Source organism: Phycisphaerales bacterium AB-hyl4 (genome assembly GCA_041821185.1).
Lineage (GTDB): Bacteria > Planctomycetota > Phycisphaerae > Phycisphaerales > Phycisphaeraceae > Natronomicrosphaera > Natronomicrosphaera hydrolytica.
Map to the genome: position 1 here is coordinate 94,191 of JBGUBD010000006.1, position 17,150 is coordinate 111,340.

Below are 17,150 nucleotides of genomic sequence, written 5' to 3' on the forward strand. Positions count from 1 at the left end.
TCAGCGGTTTCATATTTTATAACAGGCCGACCTCACCCAGACATCAATCGGTAGAGCAGGCCCGGCTGCATCGTCTCGATCGGCTCGCCCGCGGCTTCGAGGCCGAGCTGTTCAAGCACCGCGTCGGCGGCGGCGTACCCGCTGCGCGTCGCGCCTTCCATCGTCGCCGGCCAGTGCGTCTGCACCCAGTCGCCGGCGAGGTAGAAGTTGGGGATCGCGCCGGCGGTCTTCGGCCGAATGGAGTCGATACCGGGCGTGATGGAGAAGGTGGCTCGCTTTTCCTTGATCACGCGAGCATGCACCAACTCGGCATCGCGAGCCTGCGGGATGACGTTTCGCAATTCGGCCAGCGCCATGTCGCGGATGTCGTCGGCCGACCGTTCGACCCAGTCGTGTGCTGCGCTGATCACGCCGTGCAGATGCTGCACGCGGTCGGCCGGGAGGCCGTTGTCATCGCGACGCCGTCGGCCGACGCCTTTGTTGAAGATCCAGTGCAGTGGGCTTTGCATCAGCGACAGGTGCGGCAGGCTCATCACCGGCGCGCCGTCCGGCCGACGGAGGAACAGGTGGATGCCAAGGATCGGGCTCGACTCAAAGTCGTTGAGGTGCGCCAGCCGAGCGTCCGCCTTTGCCATGCCTTCGCTGGTCATCTTCGCCAGTCGATCGAAAGGCACTGCCGCGATGTACGCATCCGCTTCAAGCTGCTTGCCCTCGCCGAGCCGAAGTGCGGTCACCTTGCCGTTGTAATATTCGAAACTGTCGGCGCTCGTGCCGGTGAGCACTTCCCCGGCGCCGCCCGCAGCCTCGCGCAGTCGACGCTCGACCGAGTCGTACAACTCGACCAGCGGCACGGTGGAAAGACCCATCTCCGAGGCGCTGTCCTCATAGAGGAAGCCTTCCTGAAAGACCTGGATGGCGTAGTTGGCGGCGACGCGGTCGAGTGATTCGTTGCAGGCGCTGGTGATGATCAGGGACCAGAATTTTTCGATCGCCCCGGCCGGCTGACGATGCGACTTCAGCCAGTCGGCGAAGCTCTCGTTCGCGTAGCGGTCGCGGCCCTTTCGGCTGACCTGGAGGATGCTGAGCATGCCCTGGGCGATAGCCCACTTCTCCTGGCCGGTGAGGTTTTCCAGCCGCCAGAGCGGGCGGAGCATGTGCAGCGGAGCGGGCACGTCGTCGGGCTCGAGTGTGTCGATATGTCCGTCGCGGCCGGCGAAGTAGAGGGCTCGTTGCCAGCGGATGCGGTCAGCGACGCCGAGGCGCTGGTAGAGGTCGATCAGGTGTGTGCAACTTCGCATGAGGACATGCTGGCAGTTGTCGAGCACTTCGCCGGTGTCGGGGTCGGTGAAGCTGGTGGCGCGTCCGCCGAGGCGTTTGCGTGACTCGACAAGCGTGACGGCGACGCCGGCCTCAGCGAGGCGGACGCCCGCGGCGATGCCCGCGAGCCCGCCACCGACGACAATCACGCGTCGGCCGTGGGCGGAAGATGTCGTGCCGGTCGTATGGGAGGAAGGGTGGCTCATGTTGGTTGCACGGCGGTCAGGGGTTGCGGATGTCATCTGGCTCATGGGTGGGTAGTGTAATGTTTTTCGCCGGTTGGCTGGTTGCAGGTGCTTTCGTCGTCAGCGGTTGTTATGATGTCACGTCCCTGCGAGGGGCCGTAGCTCAATTGGGAGAGCGCTGCTTTTGCAAGGCAGAGGTTGACGGTTCGATCCCGTTCGGCTCCATGTTCCACGCATGCCGCACTTGAACTCAAGTGCGGCTTTTTTATTGGCTTGCATAGGCACATCGCCAGTCAACGTCGACTTGGCTTCCGCCGGCGCGCCCATAACCTTGATTGAAGTGTTAACCACACGGTTGCTGGTTCGAGCCCTGCTCGGGGAGGGATAGGCTGGCTCCATTGTTTCTCATTCAAGCTGGATCAAGTTTCCCGTGGCAGGCCAGATACTGATTCCATTGCTTCCCATCATCAAAGCACCGAATCTTCTTGACCGTCACGCAAAGCTGTGATAGTTTGATTGCGCGGGAAGTCATGGTTGGGACTCGTGATTGTTTCGTCATGGGGTTCCGCACGTTGCGAAAGGCTGTGGTGATGGCGGCTTCTGTTGAACCGACATTTCAACGAGTTCGGATGGCGGACGTCGCGAAGCAAGCTCGCGTGTCGCGTACCACGGCAGCAAAGGTGCTGTTCAATACCGGCGGCAGCAACACGCGCGTGGGCGCCGAGACTGTCAAGCGAGTTCGTCGGATCGCTGATGAAATGGGGTATCAGCCGCACATCGCCGCCCAGCAGCTTGCGGGTAAGCCTACGCGTCTGATTGGGGTCATCCTCGACGCGAAAGCCCCCCCCCAGTTCACCCGCATGCTCGAGACCATCGAGGGCGTGGCGGCCGATCGGAACTACCGCCTCTTGGTTGGGTACGTCAACGGGAGTCTTGAGCAAATTGAGGAGTACGTCAAGGAGTTCTGCGGCCGCGGGGTCGAGGGGGCCATTTGCCTAGCCCACACTTATCCTGATTTTGGTCACCGCATTCCTCCGCTTTTCAACGGCCTTCCGAACACCATCTTCATTCATAAGCCACTTAGTTCTGACAGCGTGTCTTATGTTACCCCCGACTATGAGAAGGTCGGGTACCTTGGCACGTGGCATCTGCTCAAACAGGGATGTCGGCGCATCGTCTTGTTGCGATCGCAGAGCCGATATGAGGGCATGCTGGATTGGAAAGCCGGCTACCAGCGGGCAATGGACGAAAGCGAACATCCCTATCGACCGGAACTGGTCTGGCACGGTCCGACGCTTCGGCTCAACCGCCCACGGCTGGTGAATCGTTGCCTTGACGACGTGCTACATCTTAAGCCAGAGGCGATCTTCGCAAGCAACGACGAGTCGGCATTGTGGGTGATCCGTGGTCTGCGCGACCGAGGTCTTCGCGTGCCGGAGGATATTGCCGTTCTCAGCGGCTGTCGGCAGACCTTCGGACGCGCCGCTGTCCCCTCCATCACCGCCATCGACCAGCGCGGGCGCGCGGTCGCCAAACAAGCAGCGCGGGCCGTCTGCCAGATGGCCGAAGGTGACGTACGAGCCAATCGCCGCGTCTGTGGAGGCATCATTGTTCCGCCTCGTTTGGTCATCGCTGAATCCTGTGGCGCAAGAAATGAGAAGTGACGCGGCACTAGTCATTCTAAAAAAGAACGTAGCACTACTACCACCCGTTTTGTATCCATGTAACTGTCTGATCCTTTTACCTTTCTCAGGAGAAATGAGATGAAGCTTCCACGCACACAGCGTTTGATCGCCCGCACTGCAGGACTCTGTCTGGGCATGGCCACCTTTGCTCTCAGTACGCCCGTTTACGCTGATGTGATTGTAAGCTACCCCCTTAACTGGAGTGGTGGCAACGTAGTCGAAACCTCTGCGCCTGCCGGATCCGTCCATCCTGACGTGACGGCCTCGGACTACAACGCTTTGGGCGGCACCGAAATTTCACGCAGTAGCCAGACTCACTTTATTCGTGTGGATAGTGGTGATAATGCCGCCAAGCTGGCGACAATTGCGGACTCGATTGCCAATGATATGTATGGCCAGTTCGAAGTCACGGTCGATCCAGGTATGCTACTAAACCTGAGCTCACTCGAATTCGGCATGCAGATCACCCGCGGCGCTGATACGGAGTTTTTCACTGTCCATCTTCGCAGCAGTCTCGATAACTATGCGAGTGACATTGACACTGCGACGCTGATGGGCGACAGCGATGTAGAAAACGTAGACGGCTCCGCATTGTTTGATCTGACGGATGCGGCATTTCAAAATCTGACAGATCCCATCGATTTCCGGCTATATATGGTCACGGATATCGGCTCACGTACCGATGGCTCCAATATCGTCCGCATCGCGTCCGATGTCGTGCTTAACGGCACTGTTGTGCCGGAGCCGAGCGCAGTTGCATTAATGGGGCTCGGTAGTTTACTCGTGTTGGGACGTCGTCGTCGCGCCTGTGATAAGGCATGATTGTTCCGCCTCGTTTGGTTCGTCGCTGAATCCTGTGGCGCAAGAAAAGAGAAGTGAGTAGCCTGGTCTGAAACCTCTGATGTTCATCTGACATTGTATTTGCACGTGTGAACAAGTTTTTCAGTAAGAGATTATGATTATGATAAACAGTTGGATTAACGTGGCCGTTGGTTTGGTGGTGCTTGGTGCCGTCGCTTGCCCCCTCCCCGCTATCGCGCAGGCAAACGGGGAGAATCCTGGTTCCGTCGTCGAGATCGACCAGGACGGCATGATGCTGCTGAACGGCGAGCGTACATTTGTCTACGGCCTATATCGTGATCCCTCCGATGATTGGCGGCGGTTCGACGGGATCAGGCAGACCGATGCCAACCTGACCCACAGCTACTATTTCGAGGAGGCGCGTATCCGCTCGGATAGCGACCTGGAGGCATATATTGCCGACGCCAGGGAGTACCTCGACCTGGCACATCGCCATGGGGTGGGTGTCGCACTTGGCTTGCCCCGGCACTTGGTGTTAGGGGCCGAATTAGACACGCTCGAGCGGATTATTACAGCCGTCCGGGATAAGCCAGCTCTATGGTTCTGGTACCTGAAGGACGAGCCGCGCTCCAAGGTTGAGCCTGATACGCTAAAACAATGCTATGCACTGATCAAAGAGCTTGATCCAAACCATCCTGTCGTCTTGGTAGACAACGTGCGCTGGCTCGGCGTACACGGCGATGCGGCCGATCTGCTCTGGGTCGCGGCTTATCCTGTTCCGTGGGGCATCATGCCATTGGTCGACAGCGTCGATCGCGTTCAAAAACAACACCCGGACAAGCCCGTCTGGCTGGTCGCCAGTGCAACCGCGGAACTGGCATGGGGGCGTAATGCGCAAGGCAGGCAGCCCGTTCCCGACGCGGCCCACAGGCCAAGCCCGAAAGAGATACGTGCGCTGGGGCACGGCATGATCGCCGGCGGATCACACGCAGCCATTTACTGGTTCGCCCCCAATCGCTGGCAGGATATCCGGACGCAAACACCGCAGGTCTGGCGTTCGCTCGTCGATCTGGGCACGGAGTTTCGAACGCTCTTGCCCGCACTTGAGTCCAACGAGCCGGTGCCGTCTGTCAATATTGAGGTGGACTACGAATCGCGACAGCGTCGGATGGATCGCTCATGGTTATCGGGCAAGGCGGAAGGCTCCTATGCTGAGCCGAACGAAATCGTTGCCTGGAAGCGAATGCATGAAGGCAGCCTCTATATCGGACTTGTGAACGCGGGCTATCAAACGCAGGTCAACGTCACCATCGAGCTACCGTTCGAGTTCAAACGGGTCGTTCAGTATCCGGACGCTATCACGGTCATCGAGCACAACTCTCAGGAGACGATCATTGAATACGACTGGATTCCAGTGGTCGTCAGGGACATCGAGCAAAGCGACACAATCAATATCGTCATGAACGAAGCGGATACGATCGTCTGGCGAATCGACCCGGCGCGGTAAGAAGATGCTGCGACCGTCGTCTGGGTTGTTGATCCAGGCAAGTTTATTTTTGATGTCTCGGATGTGGAGCCCAATGACATGAACGAACACTGTGAGACAAGGCACATCAGGAACAACCGACTGCCTCATCGCGATGCATTTACACTGATTGAACTTTTGGTGGTACTATCGATCATCGCACTACTGATCAGTCTGTTGCTCCCGGCCCTTCAACGAGTGCGCGCCGAAGCGCGCGCAGTGACGTGCATGTCCAACATGCGGCAGATCGGTCAGGGCTTGCATTTATACGCGGTTGATTCATCGGAACATATTCCAGCGGCGAATCCCCCTCAGGCTGGTGTCAACTTCTGGTATCAGTTACTGAGTCCCTATATTGGTGAATTTAGATATGTGAGCACGCCAGACGGTGTATGGCATTGTCCGGATAAGGTTGAGCCGCTGACGTGGGCTCCGCATCTTCTCTCTCGAAGCTACGGATACAACCGTGAAATTACGCTTTTTAACACCACTGGTACCCCCCCTCGTAATCAAAGGTTCTGGCGTTTGGACGACGTGGCACGGCGGGTCATTGTGATCGAATATCGCAATCCACAAGCGTCGGAAAGTGCCGTAGGCTTTGCACGCCATGTCGACCTACGTCACAACGAGACGGTCAATTACCTCTATATTGACGGACATGTGATGCGCAGTGGCGAGGATCCGGAGGTCGAGGGCAACATCCTCGGCCTTCATGAGCCTTGATGTGCGATCAGGTATGCGAGCGATGGACGGTGCTCTCATACGCCTGTCATATGCGGGTTGTTTGGGCAACCGGCGATGATCAGAGCCTCGCTCCGCACCAGTGAGCTGCCTCATGCGTCGCGATCCTCTTGAACCCTGTCACGGAGACGGTGCCTCGTCCGGTTCGGAGATGCTGCTGCGGCTTCGTCGAGAATGGCCAAGTAGCTGAATGCTTTGTGGTAGTCGACGCACACGTACGTTGCCATGATGCGCCTCCGGGGTGAAAGGGTGATCGGCCACGGCATAAATGATGCCTCATCGCGGCCGGCCGTACCAGCGGTTCACGCTATCTCTATGATTGTCGTGATTGTAAGATGTTTTTTTCGTCGTAACGTCACTGGCATCATTTAGCAGGCACGCATACGTGCAGGATGAGATGAACAAAACCCATTTTTCAGAGTCGGCTCGTGAGGTTCCCGTTGTTGAGCATGCGGATGTGATTGTGGCGGGTGGGGGGCCGGCGGGAGTCGCCGCGGCGATTGCCGCCGCACGCAGTGGTGCACGCACGTGCCTGATCGAGACGCATGGCTGCCTCGGTGGCATCTGGACGGCAGGCCTGCTGTGCTGGATTCTCGACATGCGCAACAAGGCGGGCGTGATGCAGGAAATCCTCGCCCGGCTCGACGCGGCGGGCGCTCGCAACCAGTCCAACGCATACGACCCTGAAATCATGAAACGCCTGCTCGAACAGATGTGCGTCGAGGCGGGTGTCGTCGTTCGCTTGCATACGCGGGTGTGCGCTGCGGCGCGGGACAATGACAATCGTCTGGCGGTGGTGATCACCGAATCGAAGTCCGGCCGAGAGGCGTGGGCGGGGCAGGTGTTCATTGATGCGACAGGCGACGGCGACCTTGCGGCGCAGGCCGGTTGCGGGTTTGAGGTGGGGCGCGGCGGAAGCGGCGAAACGCAGCCGATGACGCTGATGTGTCTGGTGGGCGGCATGGAGTTTACCGAGTTGAACGAGAAGGGGTTTTGTCGTGGCGGTGACATCACTAGCCGGGATGCGAAGGACAACCTCGCGGCGGAGATGAACCGACTTGGCATTTCGCCTTCGTATGCCGACCCGACGCTGTTTCCCGTGCGAGGCGACCTGATTGGTGTGATGGTGAATCACGAGTATGGCGTTTCGGCAATGGATGCGCAGCAGATTACGGAGGCGACGATCAACGCCCGCGCGGAGGTGCATCAGGTTATTGACGCGCTGCGTGCTGCTGGTGGCGTGTGGTGCAACGCCCGCATTGTCGCGACGGGTGAGCAGATTGGCGTGCGCGAAGGTCGCCGGGTGCACGGCCGATACGTGGTCAGCGATGCAGATCTCACCGAGGGAAAACGCCACGACGATGCGGTATGTCATGTTACGTTCGGCATTGATGTGCATGCGACGAACCCGGTGAAGTCCGGCACGAAGTCGATTGAAGCCATGCCGTTCAAGGCACAGTCTTACGACATCCCGTACCGGGCGTTGATCGCGCGCGATGTGGATGGCCTGCTGCTGGCGGGGCGGTGCATCAGCGGCGACTTTTTCGCACATGCCAGCTATCGCGTTACGGGGAACGCGGTCGCGTTGGGGCAGGCGGCGGGCGTCGCCGGGGCGGTGGCGGCGTGTGAGGGGCAGTTGCCGCATGCGTTGTCGTGGCCGAAGATCAAGGCGCAGCTTGATGAGCTGATGTCGGCATGATCGCGCTTGTTGATTTCGCACTGAGAGCGTCGCCCGCCCTGTTCGAAAATTCCATCGCAGGTAATCGGGGGTATGACAAAGATATGATTGGCGTGACCTGCCCCCGAATAACCAGTCTAGGAAATATGCGAGGATATCGCTGTACTGGACGCATTTGGGAAAGGCAGGATTCACATGGCCAGGAAGCGTTACACGGCGGAACAGATCATCGGCAAGCTTCGTGCAATCGAAGTTCACATCAACTCGGGCATGACGGCTGAGCAAGCGGCTCGTCGTGAAGAAGTCTCGGAGCAGACGTTTTACCGCTGGCGGAAAGAGTACGGCGGGATGAAGCTGGACCAGGCGAAGCGGCTGAAGGAACTGGAGAAGGAGAACGCTTCCGGGGGCGGCTCAAAAAGCTGGTAGCGGACTTGAGCCTGGACAAGCAGATGCTGCAGGAGGTGTCGGCGGGAAACTTCTGAGCCCGCGCAAGAAGCGTGAAGCGGTCGATGTGTTGACGGATCGCTTTGCGGTCTCGCAGAGGCGGGCCTGCAAGTTGTTGAATCAGCCGCGTGCGACGCAGCGTTATCTGCCGACGGTTCGTGATGATGAAGCGCCGCTGACGCGTCGGGTCATCGCGTTGGCTTCGATGTTCGGCCGTTATGGGCAATCGTATGATTCACGGGTTGTTGCGACGGGAAGGCTGGTGGGTGAACCATAAACGTGTGGAACGGATCTGGCGGCGTGTAGGCTTGAAAGTCCCTGCAAAACAGCCCAAACACGGCCGGTTGTGGTTGCATGATGGTTCATGCATTCGGCTTCGGCCCGAGCGTCGGGATCATGTGTGGGCCTATGACTTCGTGCAGGCGCGAACGCGTGACGGCCGGAACTTCCGCATGCTGACGATCATCGATGAGTACACAAGGGAATGCCTGGCGATCGATGTGGGCCGGAAGCTGAACCATGATGATGTGCTCGAACGGCTGGCGTGGCTGATGGCGACGCGTGGCGTGCCGGATCATATTCGTTCAGACAGCGGCAGCGAGTTCACGGCGAAGACGGTGCGTCGCTGGCTCAAACGTGTGGGCGTGAAGACGCTGTTCATCGCGCCGGGCAGTCCACTTCCGGGGGTGGGAGTACGGCTATATCGAGTCGTTCAATGGCAAACTGGCGGATGAGCTGCTGGAGCGTGAGGTGTTCGACACGTTGTACGAGGCGAAGGTGCTGATCGAGCGTTGGCGGGTGGACTACAACACGGTTCGGCCGCATTCGTCGCTGGGCTCCGACCGCCGCCCCGGAGGCATGGCTCAGCATCCCCTCGGGGCAACCGTTCGACTAACATAGAGGTGGTACAAACCATGGGGGTAGGTCACGCATTCCGCGTGTACGATGCTGGAGTACATCCCCTGGCTTCGATCGTGTTTCATTGAGCCGGCCACCGTGGCGGATGGGGTTTCGTGACCCCCGTGCAATCCGGTGCCGGCACCACGCTTCGGCCGGATGCGATCGATCGTGCCTGCATGGAAAGCGAGGTGTGCGAGGCATGATGCAGAAGGCAAACAACACCAGCCCAATGGATACAGTCACAGTCTTTCGCTACACCGACCGATCCAAGTCGTTCAACGACAGGAGGGCATTCACTAATGAAGATGTAGATTCGCAATCATCGAGTTGGATACTACATGGCGGATGGCGCCAGAGATGTTCGTGCTTATGTCGATTATAACGAGTATGTATTTGTTGTTATCGCATTGTGTTTCATACAATTCCGTGCGATAAAGGTGTGACATGCGACCAGAATGGACTGATGTTGCCGTAGGAACCGTGAGAATGAATTTGTCGTCCGAACATGGTCAGATGGAATTTACTACAAGTGTGTCGCGCTGCGTAACGCCGGCGTCAGGGCAATACTTTTTCGGCTACTACGAGAAGTCGCCGTGGCATCGCTCGGAGCGGTGGCTGCTGGCGTGTCGGGCGGCGTATCAGGGTCGCCCGCCGGAGGCGGATGACTGTCTTGCCGTCGGCACCATCGACCTGCAGAACGACTGCGCGTTTACGCCCCTGGCCGAGACCAGGGCGTGGAACTGGCAGCAGGGTTGCATGCTTCAGTGGCTGGACGCGTCGCACATTATTTTCAATGACCGCGAGAACGAGCGGTGCGTCGCGGTGATCCTCAATATTCACAGTGGCGAGCGGCGAACTTTGCCGCGGCCGATATACACCATCTGTCCGCGGACTGGCATCGTCAGTTCGCTGAACTTCGCCCGGCTGCATCGGCTCCGGCCCGGCTATGGCTACGCGGGGGTGCCGGACGCCACGGCTGACGTGGATGCACCCGAGGACGATGGGCTGTGGGTAATGAATCTGCAAACCAGCGAAGCCAAACTGATCTGCTCGATTGCCGAGGCTCGGCGGCTGCTGCCTGAGGCGGTCCGGGGAGGCGGGTCGCATTGGATGAACCACGCCCAGTTCGCACCGGGCGGCCGTCGGCTGGCGGTGCTGCATCGATGGCATCCGGGGAAAGCAACGTCGCCGCATCGGACGCGGATGCTGACGATGGATGTCGACGGGAGCGAGGTGTATCCGCTGATCGATGCGGGGATGTGCTCGCACTACGACTGGCGGGATGACCAGCACCTGCTGGCCTATGCGCGGGTGGCGGGCGATAATGGGGCGAGCGATGGGTTTTTCTGCTTCCGCGATCGCACGGCCGAGGCGAAGCAACTGGCAGCGGGGCAGTTGTCGGAGGACGGGCATTGCAGCTATTCGCCGGACGGGCAATGGGTGCTCAACGACACGTATCCGGATCCGGCGGATGGTTGCCGAACGTTGATGCTGGTGCGGGCGAGCGATGGGGCCATCTTCAAGATTGGCCGTTTTTACAGTCCGATGCCCGATCAGGCGGAGATCCGCTGCGATCTGCACCCGCGCTGGCGGCCGGATGGTCGGGCGGTCTGTATCGACTCGGTGCATGAAGGTCGGCGGGCCATGTACACGATCGACGTGGGCCCGCTGATTGATTGACAACGCTGACAAGTGAGAAACTTGATGCATATTCACGTTCTTCCCTACACCATTGATCTCACTGGCTCATGGGCCTTCGCTTATGCGGCGTCGTCGGGCGAGGGCGCGACGCCGGCGCTGTTGCCGGAGGCGGCGGCGCGGGGTTCGATGCCGATGCCCGGCTTCTGGGACGATCATCTGGATCGGCTCAAGGCTGGCGGTTTCTCAGACACGTTGCGGTTCACCCCGGACCACCAGCCGATCCGGTTCCCGATGACCGGCGAAGCGCCGGACGCCTCGCTGCCCTACCTGGTTGGCGTGGGGCAGTACGAGCATCGCTTTGATGCGCCGGCGGACGGACGCGTGACGTTCGAGTGTGGCCCCACATTTGTCGAGGCCTGGCTGTGGGTCAACGGCCGATGCGTGGCGCATCAGCCTCACTACAGCACGCGCTGGTCGGTGGTGCTGGATGGTTTTCTAAAGCCTGGCGAGACGAATCGGCTGAGCTTGCAGGTCAGCAACGCTCGGCCGCGGACGATGGGCTGCATCACCCGGGGATTCAAGGGCTACTCGGCTGGCATTGCCGGGCCGGTGCGACTGCGCATGACCGGGCCGGGGCGCATCGCCGACTGTTATGTGCAGCCGAGCGAGAACGAGGCTTCGCTGCGGTGGCGGATTGACGTCGATCGGCCGGGCGAAGGGCGTGGCATGAACCTGGCTTGGCGGATGGTTGATCCGGAAACCAGCGAAGCGATGCACGAAGGCGTGCAGCCGGTGACGGCAGGGGTGAATACCTGGAACAGCGATGCGGCGGGACTGGCGTGCTGGTCGGATCGCGTGCCGAAGCGCTACCGGATCGAACTGGCGTTGCACGTCGATGGCGTACAGTCCGATGGCCATGAACAGATGTTCGGCTTGCGGTGGATCGAGGCGGAAGGTTTCGGCCTTCGATTGAATGGCGAGCCCGTCTATCTGCGCGGCGCCACCGAACATGCCTACTACCCGCTGACGTGCACGATGCCACTGGACAGGGCCACCTATCGCGCCAACATTCAGCGGATGCAAGCGCTGGGCTTCAACTGGCTGCGTTTTCACACGTGGACCCCGCCCGAGCCCTACCTGGAAGCGGCGGACGAGTTGGGCATGCTCATCCAGGTCGAGCCGCCGATGGGGGCCGGCGATGAACAGTGGGCGGATGTCCTGCGAGCCTGCCGACGGCATCCCAGCGTAGTCATCTACTGCGCCGGCAACGAAGAACTGCTCGACGAAGCCAAGCTCGATCAACTGGAGCAGTGGGCGACCATACGGCGCGAGCTAGCGCCCGAGGCGATGTTCAACCCGCACGAAGCGCTGCGCGGCATCGAGTATGGCTGGAATGATGAAGACCTCGGCGACGACGCGCAGCAAGAACCTTACCTGCACAACCCCCGCCGGCTGGAACGGCTCAAGACCTTCAGCGACTGCATCGGCCAGTTCGCCTGGGGCCTGCACAGCTACCGTAGTACGGACAGCGACCCGGCGCTCATCGACGATCGGCTGGGCAGCTACGAGCGCCCCTGCCTGTCGCACGAAATCTGCATCCACGGCAGCTACATCGATCTGGACCTCGAACACCGTTACCAGGGCACGCGCATCGGCACACAGCTATATGCGGCCGTACGGGAACATCTGCGCGAGCGCGGTCTGGAACATCGTGCGGCCGAATACTACGTCAACTCCTGCGCGTGGATGCGCCGGTTGCGCAAGCACACTGTGGAAGGTGTTCGGCGGTGCCAGCGGGTGGCTGGCTACGACCTGCTCGGCGCGGTCGATCACCACTGGCACCGCACCGGCTACCCGTGCGGCATCATGAACGAGTTTTACGAGATGAAGCCCGGCGAGACGGCCGAGGACGTCCGCCGATATAACGGCGCCAGCGTGCTACTGCTGGATCATGACAATCGCTGGGTGTGCACGGCCGGGGAATCCTGGGCCGCCACGCTCAGCGTCTCGCTGTTCGAGCAAGCGGCCGTCGATGCGGCGCAGGTGCAGTGGTGCTTGCGCGATGAGACGGGACACATTCACAAGCAGGGGGCGTGGCCGGTTGCGCCACTGGCCAACGGGCAGCTCAGTGAACTGGGCACGATCGCGTTCAGCGCCCCGCAACTGGCCGAGCCGGCGGCGCTGGTGCTGGAAGTACGGCTGACCGGCGAAACACTGCAACTGGACAATCGCTGGCCGCTGTGGGTCTATCCGTCGATGCGTGCGGTGGATCAGCCGATCACGGCCGACACCGCGGTGGCCGACGCATGGCCTGCCCTGCGCGAAGCTGCGGCATCAAGCGCCGAAGAAGGCGAACCGCTGCGCGTGGTCAGCGATCTGTCGGAAGCGGATCTCGAGGCGCTGGTGCGTGGGGGGCGGGTGTTGCTGTTGGGGGCCGGGCCTTTCCCGTCGCAAGTGACGGTCTACCAGGTCGCCTGTGCCGGCCGGGCGGAGGGGAACGTGGCCACGTGCATCGCGGATCATCCGATCACCCGCCGACTGCCGCACACCGGCTTTTGCGACTGGGACTTTCAGCAGATGATCGATGGCGGCGCGGCCGTGCAGCTTGATGAGCTTGATGAGCTGGACGCGCCGGTGCAGCCGATCGTGGAGGTGGTCAGCTCGTTCAAGGATGCCAGGCAGCAGGCGGCGCTGTTCGAGGTGCGCGTGGGCGAGGGGCGGCTGCTGGTGTGTTCGCTGGGGCTGAAGCCGGACGATCCCGCCGCCGCGCATCTGTTGACCGGCTGCATCGCCTACGCGTGTTCCAAGGAGTTCGCCCCCGTTCGGGCCCTGGAGCCGAGCACGTTGAAAGCGCTGATGCACAACCGGCCCACCCGCCAGGCGCTCGTCGGCACCGACGAGGGCTTTGATGAGCGGGCGCAGCTAAAATCATGGTAAGGCCAACACATGACCCAAACGCAACCTCCCAAACAGCAGGACGACGCATGGCTGTCCGAAATCCGCCGGGAGCTTTACACGCCCGTGGTGGGCGACATTCTCGACACGCTGGGATACGTGCACCAGTTCCTGCCGCAGCCGATTCAGCCGATGCGCGAAGGCATGAAGCTGGTTGGGCGGGCGATGCCAGCGCTGATGATCGATGTCTACGGCCCGCAGAAGCAACCCTTCGGCAAGCTCACCGAAGCGCTCGATCAACTTCAGCCGGGCGAGGTGTATCTGGCGTCGGGCGGCGAGATGCGCTGTGCCTACTGGGGTGAGATCCTTACCGCCACAGCGCGGCAGCGCGGCGCGGTCGGCGCGGTGGTCAACGGCTTTCATCGCGACACGCCGCAGGTGCCTGAGCAGGAATGGCCGGTGTTCAGCCGAGGGCGGTTCGCGCAGGATTCGTCTGTGCGGACGCAGGTGGTCGACTATCGCGTGCCGATCGAGGTGGGGCAGGTGACGGTGCAGCCGGGCGACCTGGTCTTCGGCGACCTCGACGGCGTCGTCGTGATCCCGCAGCAGGTGGAAGCCGAGGTGATCGAAAAGGCTCTGGAAAAAGCACGTGGCGAGAAGACGGTGCGCCACGCGATCGAGAACGGCATGAGCAGCACGGAAGCGTTCCAGAAGTATGGGATTTCGCGGCTTTCCTGTATGTCTCACCGCGATCACGGCTGATCAACCGCACGCTCGGGTGCTCGTCCAGCCAGTCACGCACCGCTTGAGTCGATCGCTCCGGCAGCAGGTCGATCGGCCGGTGATGTTGCAGATCGCACACGATCATGCCGTAGCGCTGGCCGCGCCGCAGCGCCCAGTCGTCCACGCCGATGATTCGCGGCGGAGCCTGCGGTGGATCGGGCAGACTTCGAAGACCACGCAGCAACGTGTCAGGACTGGTCGGCATCCCCAGCCGACCCGCCAGACGCGAACCCGCCTCGCCGCCATTGGCCAGCGCAATCCACTGGTCAGCTTCGCCCAGCCGCTGGATTCGTCGCGACCGCACCGCCGTCACTTCCGGCAGCCGTTCGGCGAACGTTTTCCACCGGCATGGTTCGTTGTCGCAGAAAAACCTGTACCGCCCAGGATCGCTCATGGACGCCAACGCCATCGTCTGCGATGCCCAACAGAACCTGTCACTGACGCGCGTGCGTCTGCCTGCCCCCACGGCCGAGGACATCGTGATCCGCACGGTCTATAGCGGAGTGAGTCCGGGTACGGAACTGGCGCTGTTGCAAAACAAAATCAGGTGGGGTCCCTATCCACTGTGCACCGGCTACCAGGCGGTGGGGGTGATCGAAGCGGTGGGCGACAACGTATCGGCGTTTGCGCCGGGCCAACGCGTGTACTATCGCAGCAACGTGGGCATGATGTCTGACAGGGGCGACGCGATCTCTGCCGTTTCCGGTACGCATTGCAGCCACGCGGTCGTGCAGCCGGGCAAGGCGGGCGTGACACGACTTCCCGATGGCGTCGACCCGGCGACGGCGAGCCTGTTCGTGATGCCGGCGGTGGGACTGGCGGGCGTGGACATGGCCAACCCGCGCATGGGCGACGTCGTCGTCGTCCACGGCTGCGGGCCGATCGGCCTTGGCGTCGTGGCGGCATGTGCTCATCGCGGTTGCCGGGTGATCGCGGTCGATATCGACGACGATCGTCTCGAACGGGCAAGCGCGCTTGGAGCCGACCATCTCATCAACAGCTCGCAACGCCCCGCCGAGGAACAGATCGCCGATCTGCTGCCCGATGGGACGAACGGCGCAGACGTGGTGTTTGAATCGACGGGTCTCCCCCAGTGCATCGACCCGGCCATTCGCCTGTGTCGGCCGTATGGCACGTTCGTCTGGCAAGGCAACTATGGCGAACATCCCATCCAGATGCGCTTCCTCGAACCGCACGCTCGCCGACTGACGATGTACTTTCCTTGCGACGATGGCGGCCCGCCTTGCCGGCAGGCGGTACTCAAGAATATGGCCGTCGGCGCATTGCCCTGGCAGCACACCATCACGCACCGCGTTGAGCCAACCGAGGCGGTGGCTCTTTACCATCGAATGCTCAAGGACCAGGCTGCCGACCTCGTGAGCGCGGTCATCAAATGGAGCGACGCGTAAGTCGGCACCGGCCATCGCATCAAGGAGCAGACCATGCCTTATACCCTGATCACCGGCGCCAGCGGTTTGATCGGCCGTGCGTTGTCGACCTCGCTTAACGCCAACGGTGGGACCACGCCGTTGGCCATGAGCCGACGGGGGGCCGACCTCGATGTCGCTTCCGTGCAAGGTGACTTTGCCCGCTTTGAAGACCTGCGGCAACTGGACCGCTATGAGATTGAAGCAGTGGTTCACCTCGGCGCGGTGACCGGCGGTTGCAGTGAGCATGACGCGATGGCCGTCAACGTCGAGGGCACGCGCTGCCTGATGCGATACCTGATCGACCGGGGTTGCCGACGGTTCGTCCTTGCCAGTTCGATCGCGGCGGTCGGCCTGCAGTCGCCGGACTTTCGCCCGCGCAGCTTTCCCATCGCCGACGAGCATCCCTGCGATGACCGCCACGGCTACGGCTTCTCAAAGTATCTCATGGAAGAAGTCACACGCTATTTCCATCGCCAAAACCCGCAGATTGACGCCACGAACCTTCGGCTGGCGGCGATCTATCCAGATGGCAAGCCGCCTGAGACCGAACCCGACTGCACGCCCGGGCCATGGGCGCTGGCAGGCCTGACACAAATGAGTCTGCGCGACGCGGTCGATGTGTTTAACCATCGAGCAGCGCCGCGTGATCTGCCGGGCGTGCGAGCACGCGGTGCCATGTAAAGCAAACCCGGAGCGCTACTGCAAGTGCGATCGCTGCGGCTGCTGGCTCAAGCACAAGACCCGCCTGGCCGGCGAGTGGTGTCCAGTGGGGAAGTGGTAATGTGTTGTGAAGCGGGCGGTTCTGGAATAGGTGGCCGGCGGGTTGCCCATAGGGAGTTCGGTGCCAACGCATGCGTGGGTCGCGCCCAATGAGGGTGTGATCTTCACTTTTCGCTGTTGCGCATGGTGCGGCGATATCGAGCCGGGGCATAGCCGGTGACACGCTTGAAGACGCGACTAAAGTGATACTGGTCAGCGTAACCCGCCTCCTGTGCTACAACCGCGATGGGCAGGTTCGTGTGCAGGAGGTGACGCGCTGCCAGTTCGATACGCCGCTCTTCGAGCCAGCGATGTGGGGGTGACCATGTCCGCGGCACTTGCTGCAGAATCTTGCTTGGCCACATG

General features: G+C 61.2%; 12 protein-coding genes, 1 tRNA gene and 2 pseudogenes. 12 read left to right on the top strand and 3 right to left on the bottom strand.

Annotated elements, in window-relative coordinates:
• Positions 1-32 precede the first annotated feature (32 nt).
• Entirely contained in the window at positions 33-1,523 is a 1,491-nt protein-coding gene (gene hpnE, locus ACERK3_10920) for a hydroxysqualene dehydroxylase HpnE (protein ID MFA9478807.1), read from the bottom strand.
• A gap of 131 nt (positions 1,524-1,654) precedes the next feature.
• Between hpnE and ACERK3_10925 the strand changes: the two genes are divergently transcribed.
• The 10 genes and pseudogenes from ACERK3_10925 (at position 1,655) to ACERK3_10970 (ending at position 14,574) form a co-directional block, all read left to right on the top strand.
• Positions 1,655-1,727 (top strand) — tRNA-Ala (locus ACERK3_10925).
• 260 nt (positions 1,728-1,987) lie between these two features.
• Positions 1,988-3,166 carry a LacI family DNA-binding transcriptional regulator gene (locus tag ACERK3_10930; GenBank protein ID MFA9478808.1) on the top strand — a complete coding sequence of 393 codons (1,179 nt, stop codon included), beginning with the start codon at positions 1,988-1,990 and terminating at the stop codon, positions 3,164-3,166.
• A 99-nt stretch (positions 3,167-3,265) separates the two neighbouring features.
• Complete coding sequence (locus ACERK3_10935; GenBank protein ID MFA9478809.1) at positions 3,266-4,009, top strand: PEP-CTERM sorting domain-containing protein; 744 nt, start codon at positions 3,266-3,268, stop codon at positions 4,007-4,009.
• A 133-nt stretch (positions 4,010-4,142) separates the two neighbouring features.
• Positions 4,143-5,495 (top strand): hypothetical protein, encoded by a 1,353-nt coding sequence (locus tag ACERK3_10940; protein MFA9478810.1) that lies wholly within the window; start codon positions 4,143-4,145, stop codon positions 5,493-5,495.
• Positions 5,496-5,573: 78 nt separating this feature from the next.
• Positions 5,574-6,236, top strand: coding sequence for a type II secretion system protein (locus ACERK3_10945; GenBank protein MFA9478811.1), 663 nt, complete (start codon positions 5,574-5,576; stop codon positions 6,234-6,236).
• A 415-nt stretch (positions 6,237-6,651) separates the two neighbouring features.
• The gene (locus tag ACERK3_10950; protein ID MFA9478812.1) at positions 6,652-7,953 is read left to right on the top strand and encodes an FAD-dependent oxidoreductase; all 1,302 of its coding nucleotides are present in this window, start codon (positions 6,652-6,654) and stop codon (positions 7,951-7,953) included.
• A gap of 174 nt (positions 7,954-8,127) precedes the next feature.
• Positions 8,128-9,276 (top strand): annotated as a pseudogene (locus ACERK3_10955) (IS3 family transposase).
• A 513-nt stretch (positions 9,277-9,789) separates the two neighbouring features.
• On the top strand, positions 9,790-10,956 hold the full coding sequence (locus ACERK3_10960) for a hypothetical protein (protein MFA9478813.1): 1,167 nt from the start codon (positions 9,790-9,792) through the stop codon (positions 10,954-10,956).
• A gap of 24 nt (positions 10,957-10,980) precedes the next feature.
• On the top strand, positions 10,981-13,854 hold the full coding sequence (locus tag ACERK3_10965) for a hypothetical protein (GenBank protein ID MFA9478814.1): 2,874 nt from the start codon (positions 10,981-10,983) through the stop codon (positions 13,852-13,854).
• A gap of 9 nt (positions 13,855-13,863) precedes the next feature.
• Positions 13,864-14,574 (top strand): RraA family protein, encoded by a 711-nt coding sequence (locus ACERK3_10970; GenBank protein MFA9478815.1) that lies wholly within the window; start codon positions 13,864-13,866, stop codon positions 14,572-14,574.
• A 13-nt stretch (positions 14,575-14,587) separates the two neighbouring features.
• Here the strand turns inward: ACERK3_10970 and ACERK3_10975 are convergent.
• A pseudogene (locus tag ACERK3_10975) lies at positions 14,588-15,073 on the bottom strand (transposase).
• Here ACERK3_10975 and ACERK3_10980 point away from each other — a divergent pair.
• A complete protein-coding gene (locus tag ACERK3_10980) occupies positions 14,988-16,004 on the top strand; it encodes a zinc-binding dehydrogenase (GenBank protein MFA9478816.1) in 1,017 nt (338 codons plus the stop codon). The pseudogene ACERK3_10975 and the gene ACERK3_10980 overlap by 86 nt on opposite strands.
• A gap of 33 nt (positions 16,005-16,037) precedes the next feature.
• Positions 16,038-16,706 carry an NAD-dependent epimerase/dehydratase family protein gene (locus tag ACERK3_10985; protein ID MFA9478817.1) on the top strand — a complete coding sequence of 223 codons (669 nt, stop codon included), beginning with the start codon at positions 16,038-16,040 and terminating at the stop codon, positions 16,704-16,706.
• A 203-nt stretch (positions 16,707-16,909) separates the two neighbouring features.
• Here the strand turns inward: ACERK3_10985 and ACERK3_10990 are convergent, their stop codons facing one another.
• A complete protein-coding gene (locus ACERK3_10990; protein ID MFA9478818.1) occupies positions 16,910-17,149 on the bottom strand; it encodes a helix-turn-helix transcriptional regulator in 240 nt (79 codons plus the stop codon).
• Position 17,150: the final 1 nt, after the last annotated feature.

What these genes read in the sequence shown, in the direction of transcription:
- ACERK3_10940 (MFA9478810.1), top strand. Translation starts at nt 4,143, where the DNA reads ATGATTATGATAAACAGTTGGATTAACGTGGCCGTTGGTTTGGTGGTG.
- ACERK3_10970 (MFA9478815.1), top strand. Translation starts at nt 13,864, where the DNA reads ATGACCCAAACGCAACCTCCCAAACAGCAGGACGACGCATGGCTGTCC.
- ACERK3_10945 (MFA9478811.1), top strand. Translation starts at nt 5,574, where the DNA reads ATGAACGAACACTGTGAGACAAGGCACATCAGGAACAACCGACTGCCT.
- ACERK3_10980 (MFA9478816.1), top strand. Translation starts at nt 14,988, where the DNA reads ATGGACGCCAACGCCATCGTCTGCGATGCCCAACAGAACCTGTCACTG.
- ACERK3_10935 (MFA9478809.1), top strand. Translation starts at nt 3,266, where the DNA reads ATGAAGCTTCCACGCACACAGCGTTTGATCGCCCGCACTGCAGGACTC.
- ACERK3_10990 (MFA9478818.1), bottom strand. Translation starts at nt 17,149, where the DNA reads ATGTGGCCAAGCAAGATTCTGCAGCAAGTGCCGCGGACATGGTCACCC.
- ACERK3_10960 (MFA9478813.1), top strand. Translation starts at nt 9,790, where the DNA reads ATGGAATTTACTACAAGTGTGTCGCGCTGCGTAACGCCGGCGTCAGGG.
- hpnE (MFA9478807.1), bottom strand. Translation starts at nt 1,523, where the DNA reads ATGAGCCACCCTTCCTCCCATACGACCGGCACGACATCTTCCGCCCAC.
- ACERK3_10950 (MFA9478812.1), top strand. Translation starts at nt 6,652, where the DNA reads ATGAACAAAACCCATTTTTCAGAGTCGGCTCGTGAGGTTCCCGTTGTT.
- ACERK3_10985 (MFA9478817.1), top strand. Translation starts at nt 16,038, where the DNA reads ATGCCTTATACCCTGATCACCGGCGCCAGCGGTTTGATCGGCCGTGCG.
- ACERK3_10965 (MFA9478814.1), top strand. Translation starts at nt 10,981, where the DNA reads ATGCATATTCACGTTCTTCCCTACACCATTGATCTCACTGGCTCATGG.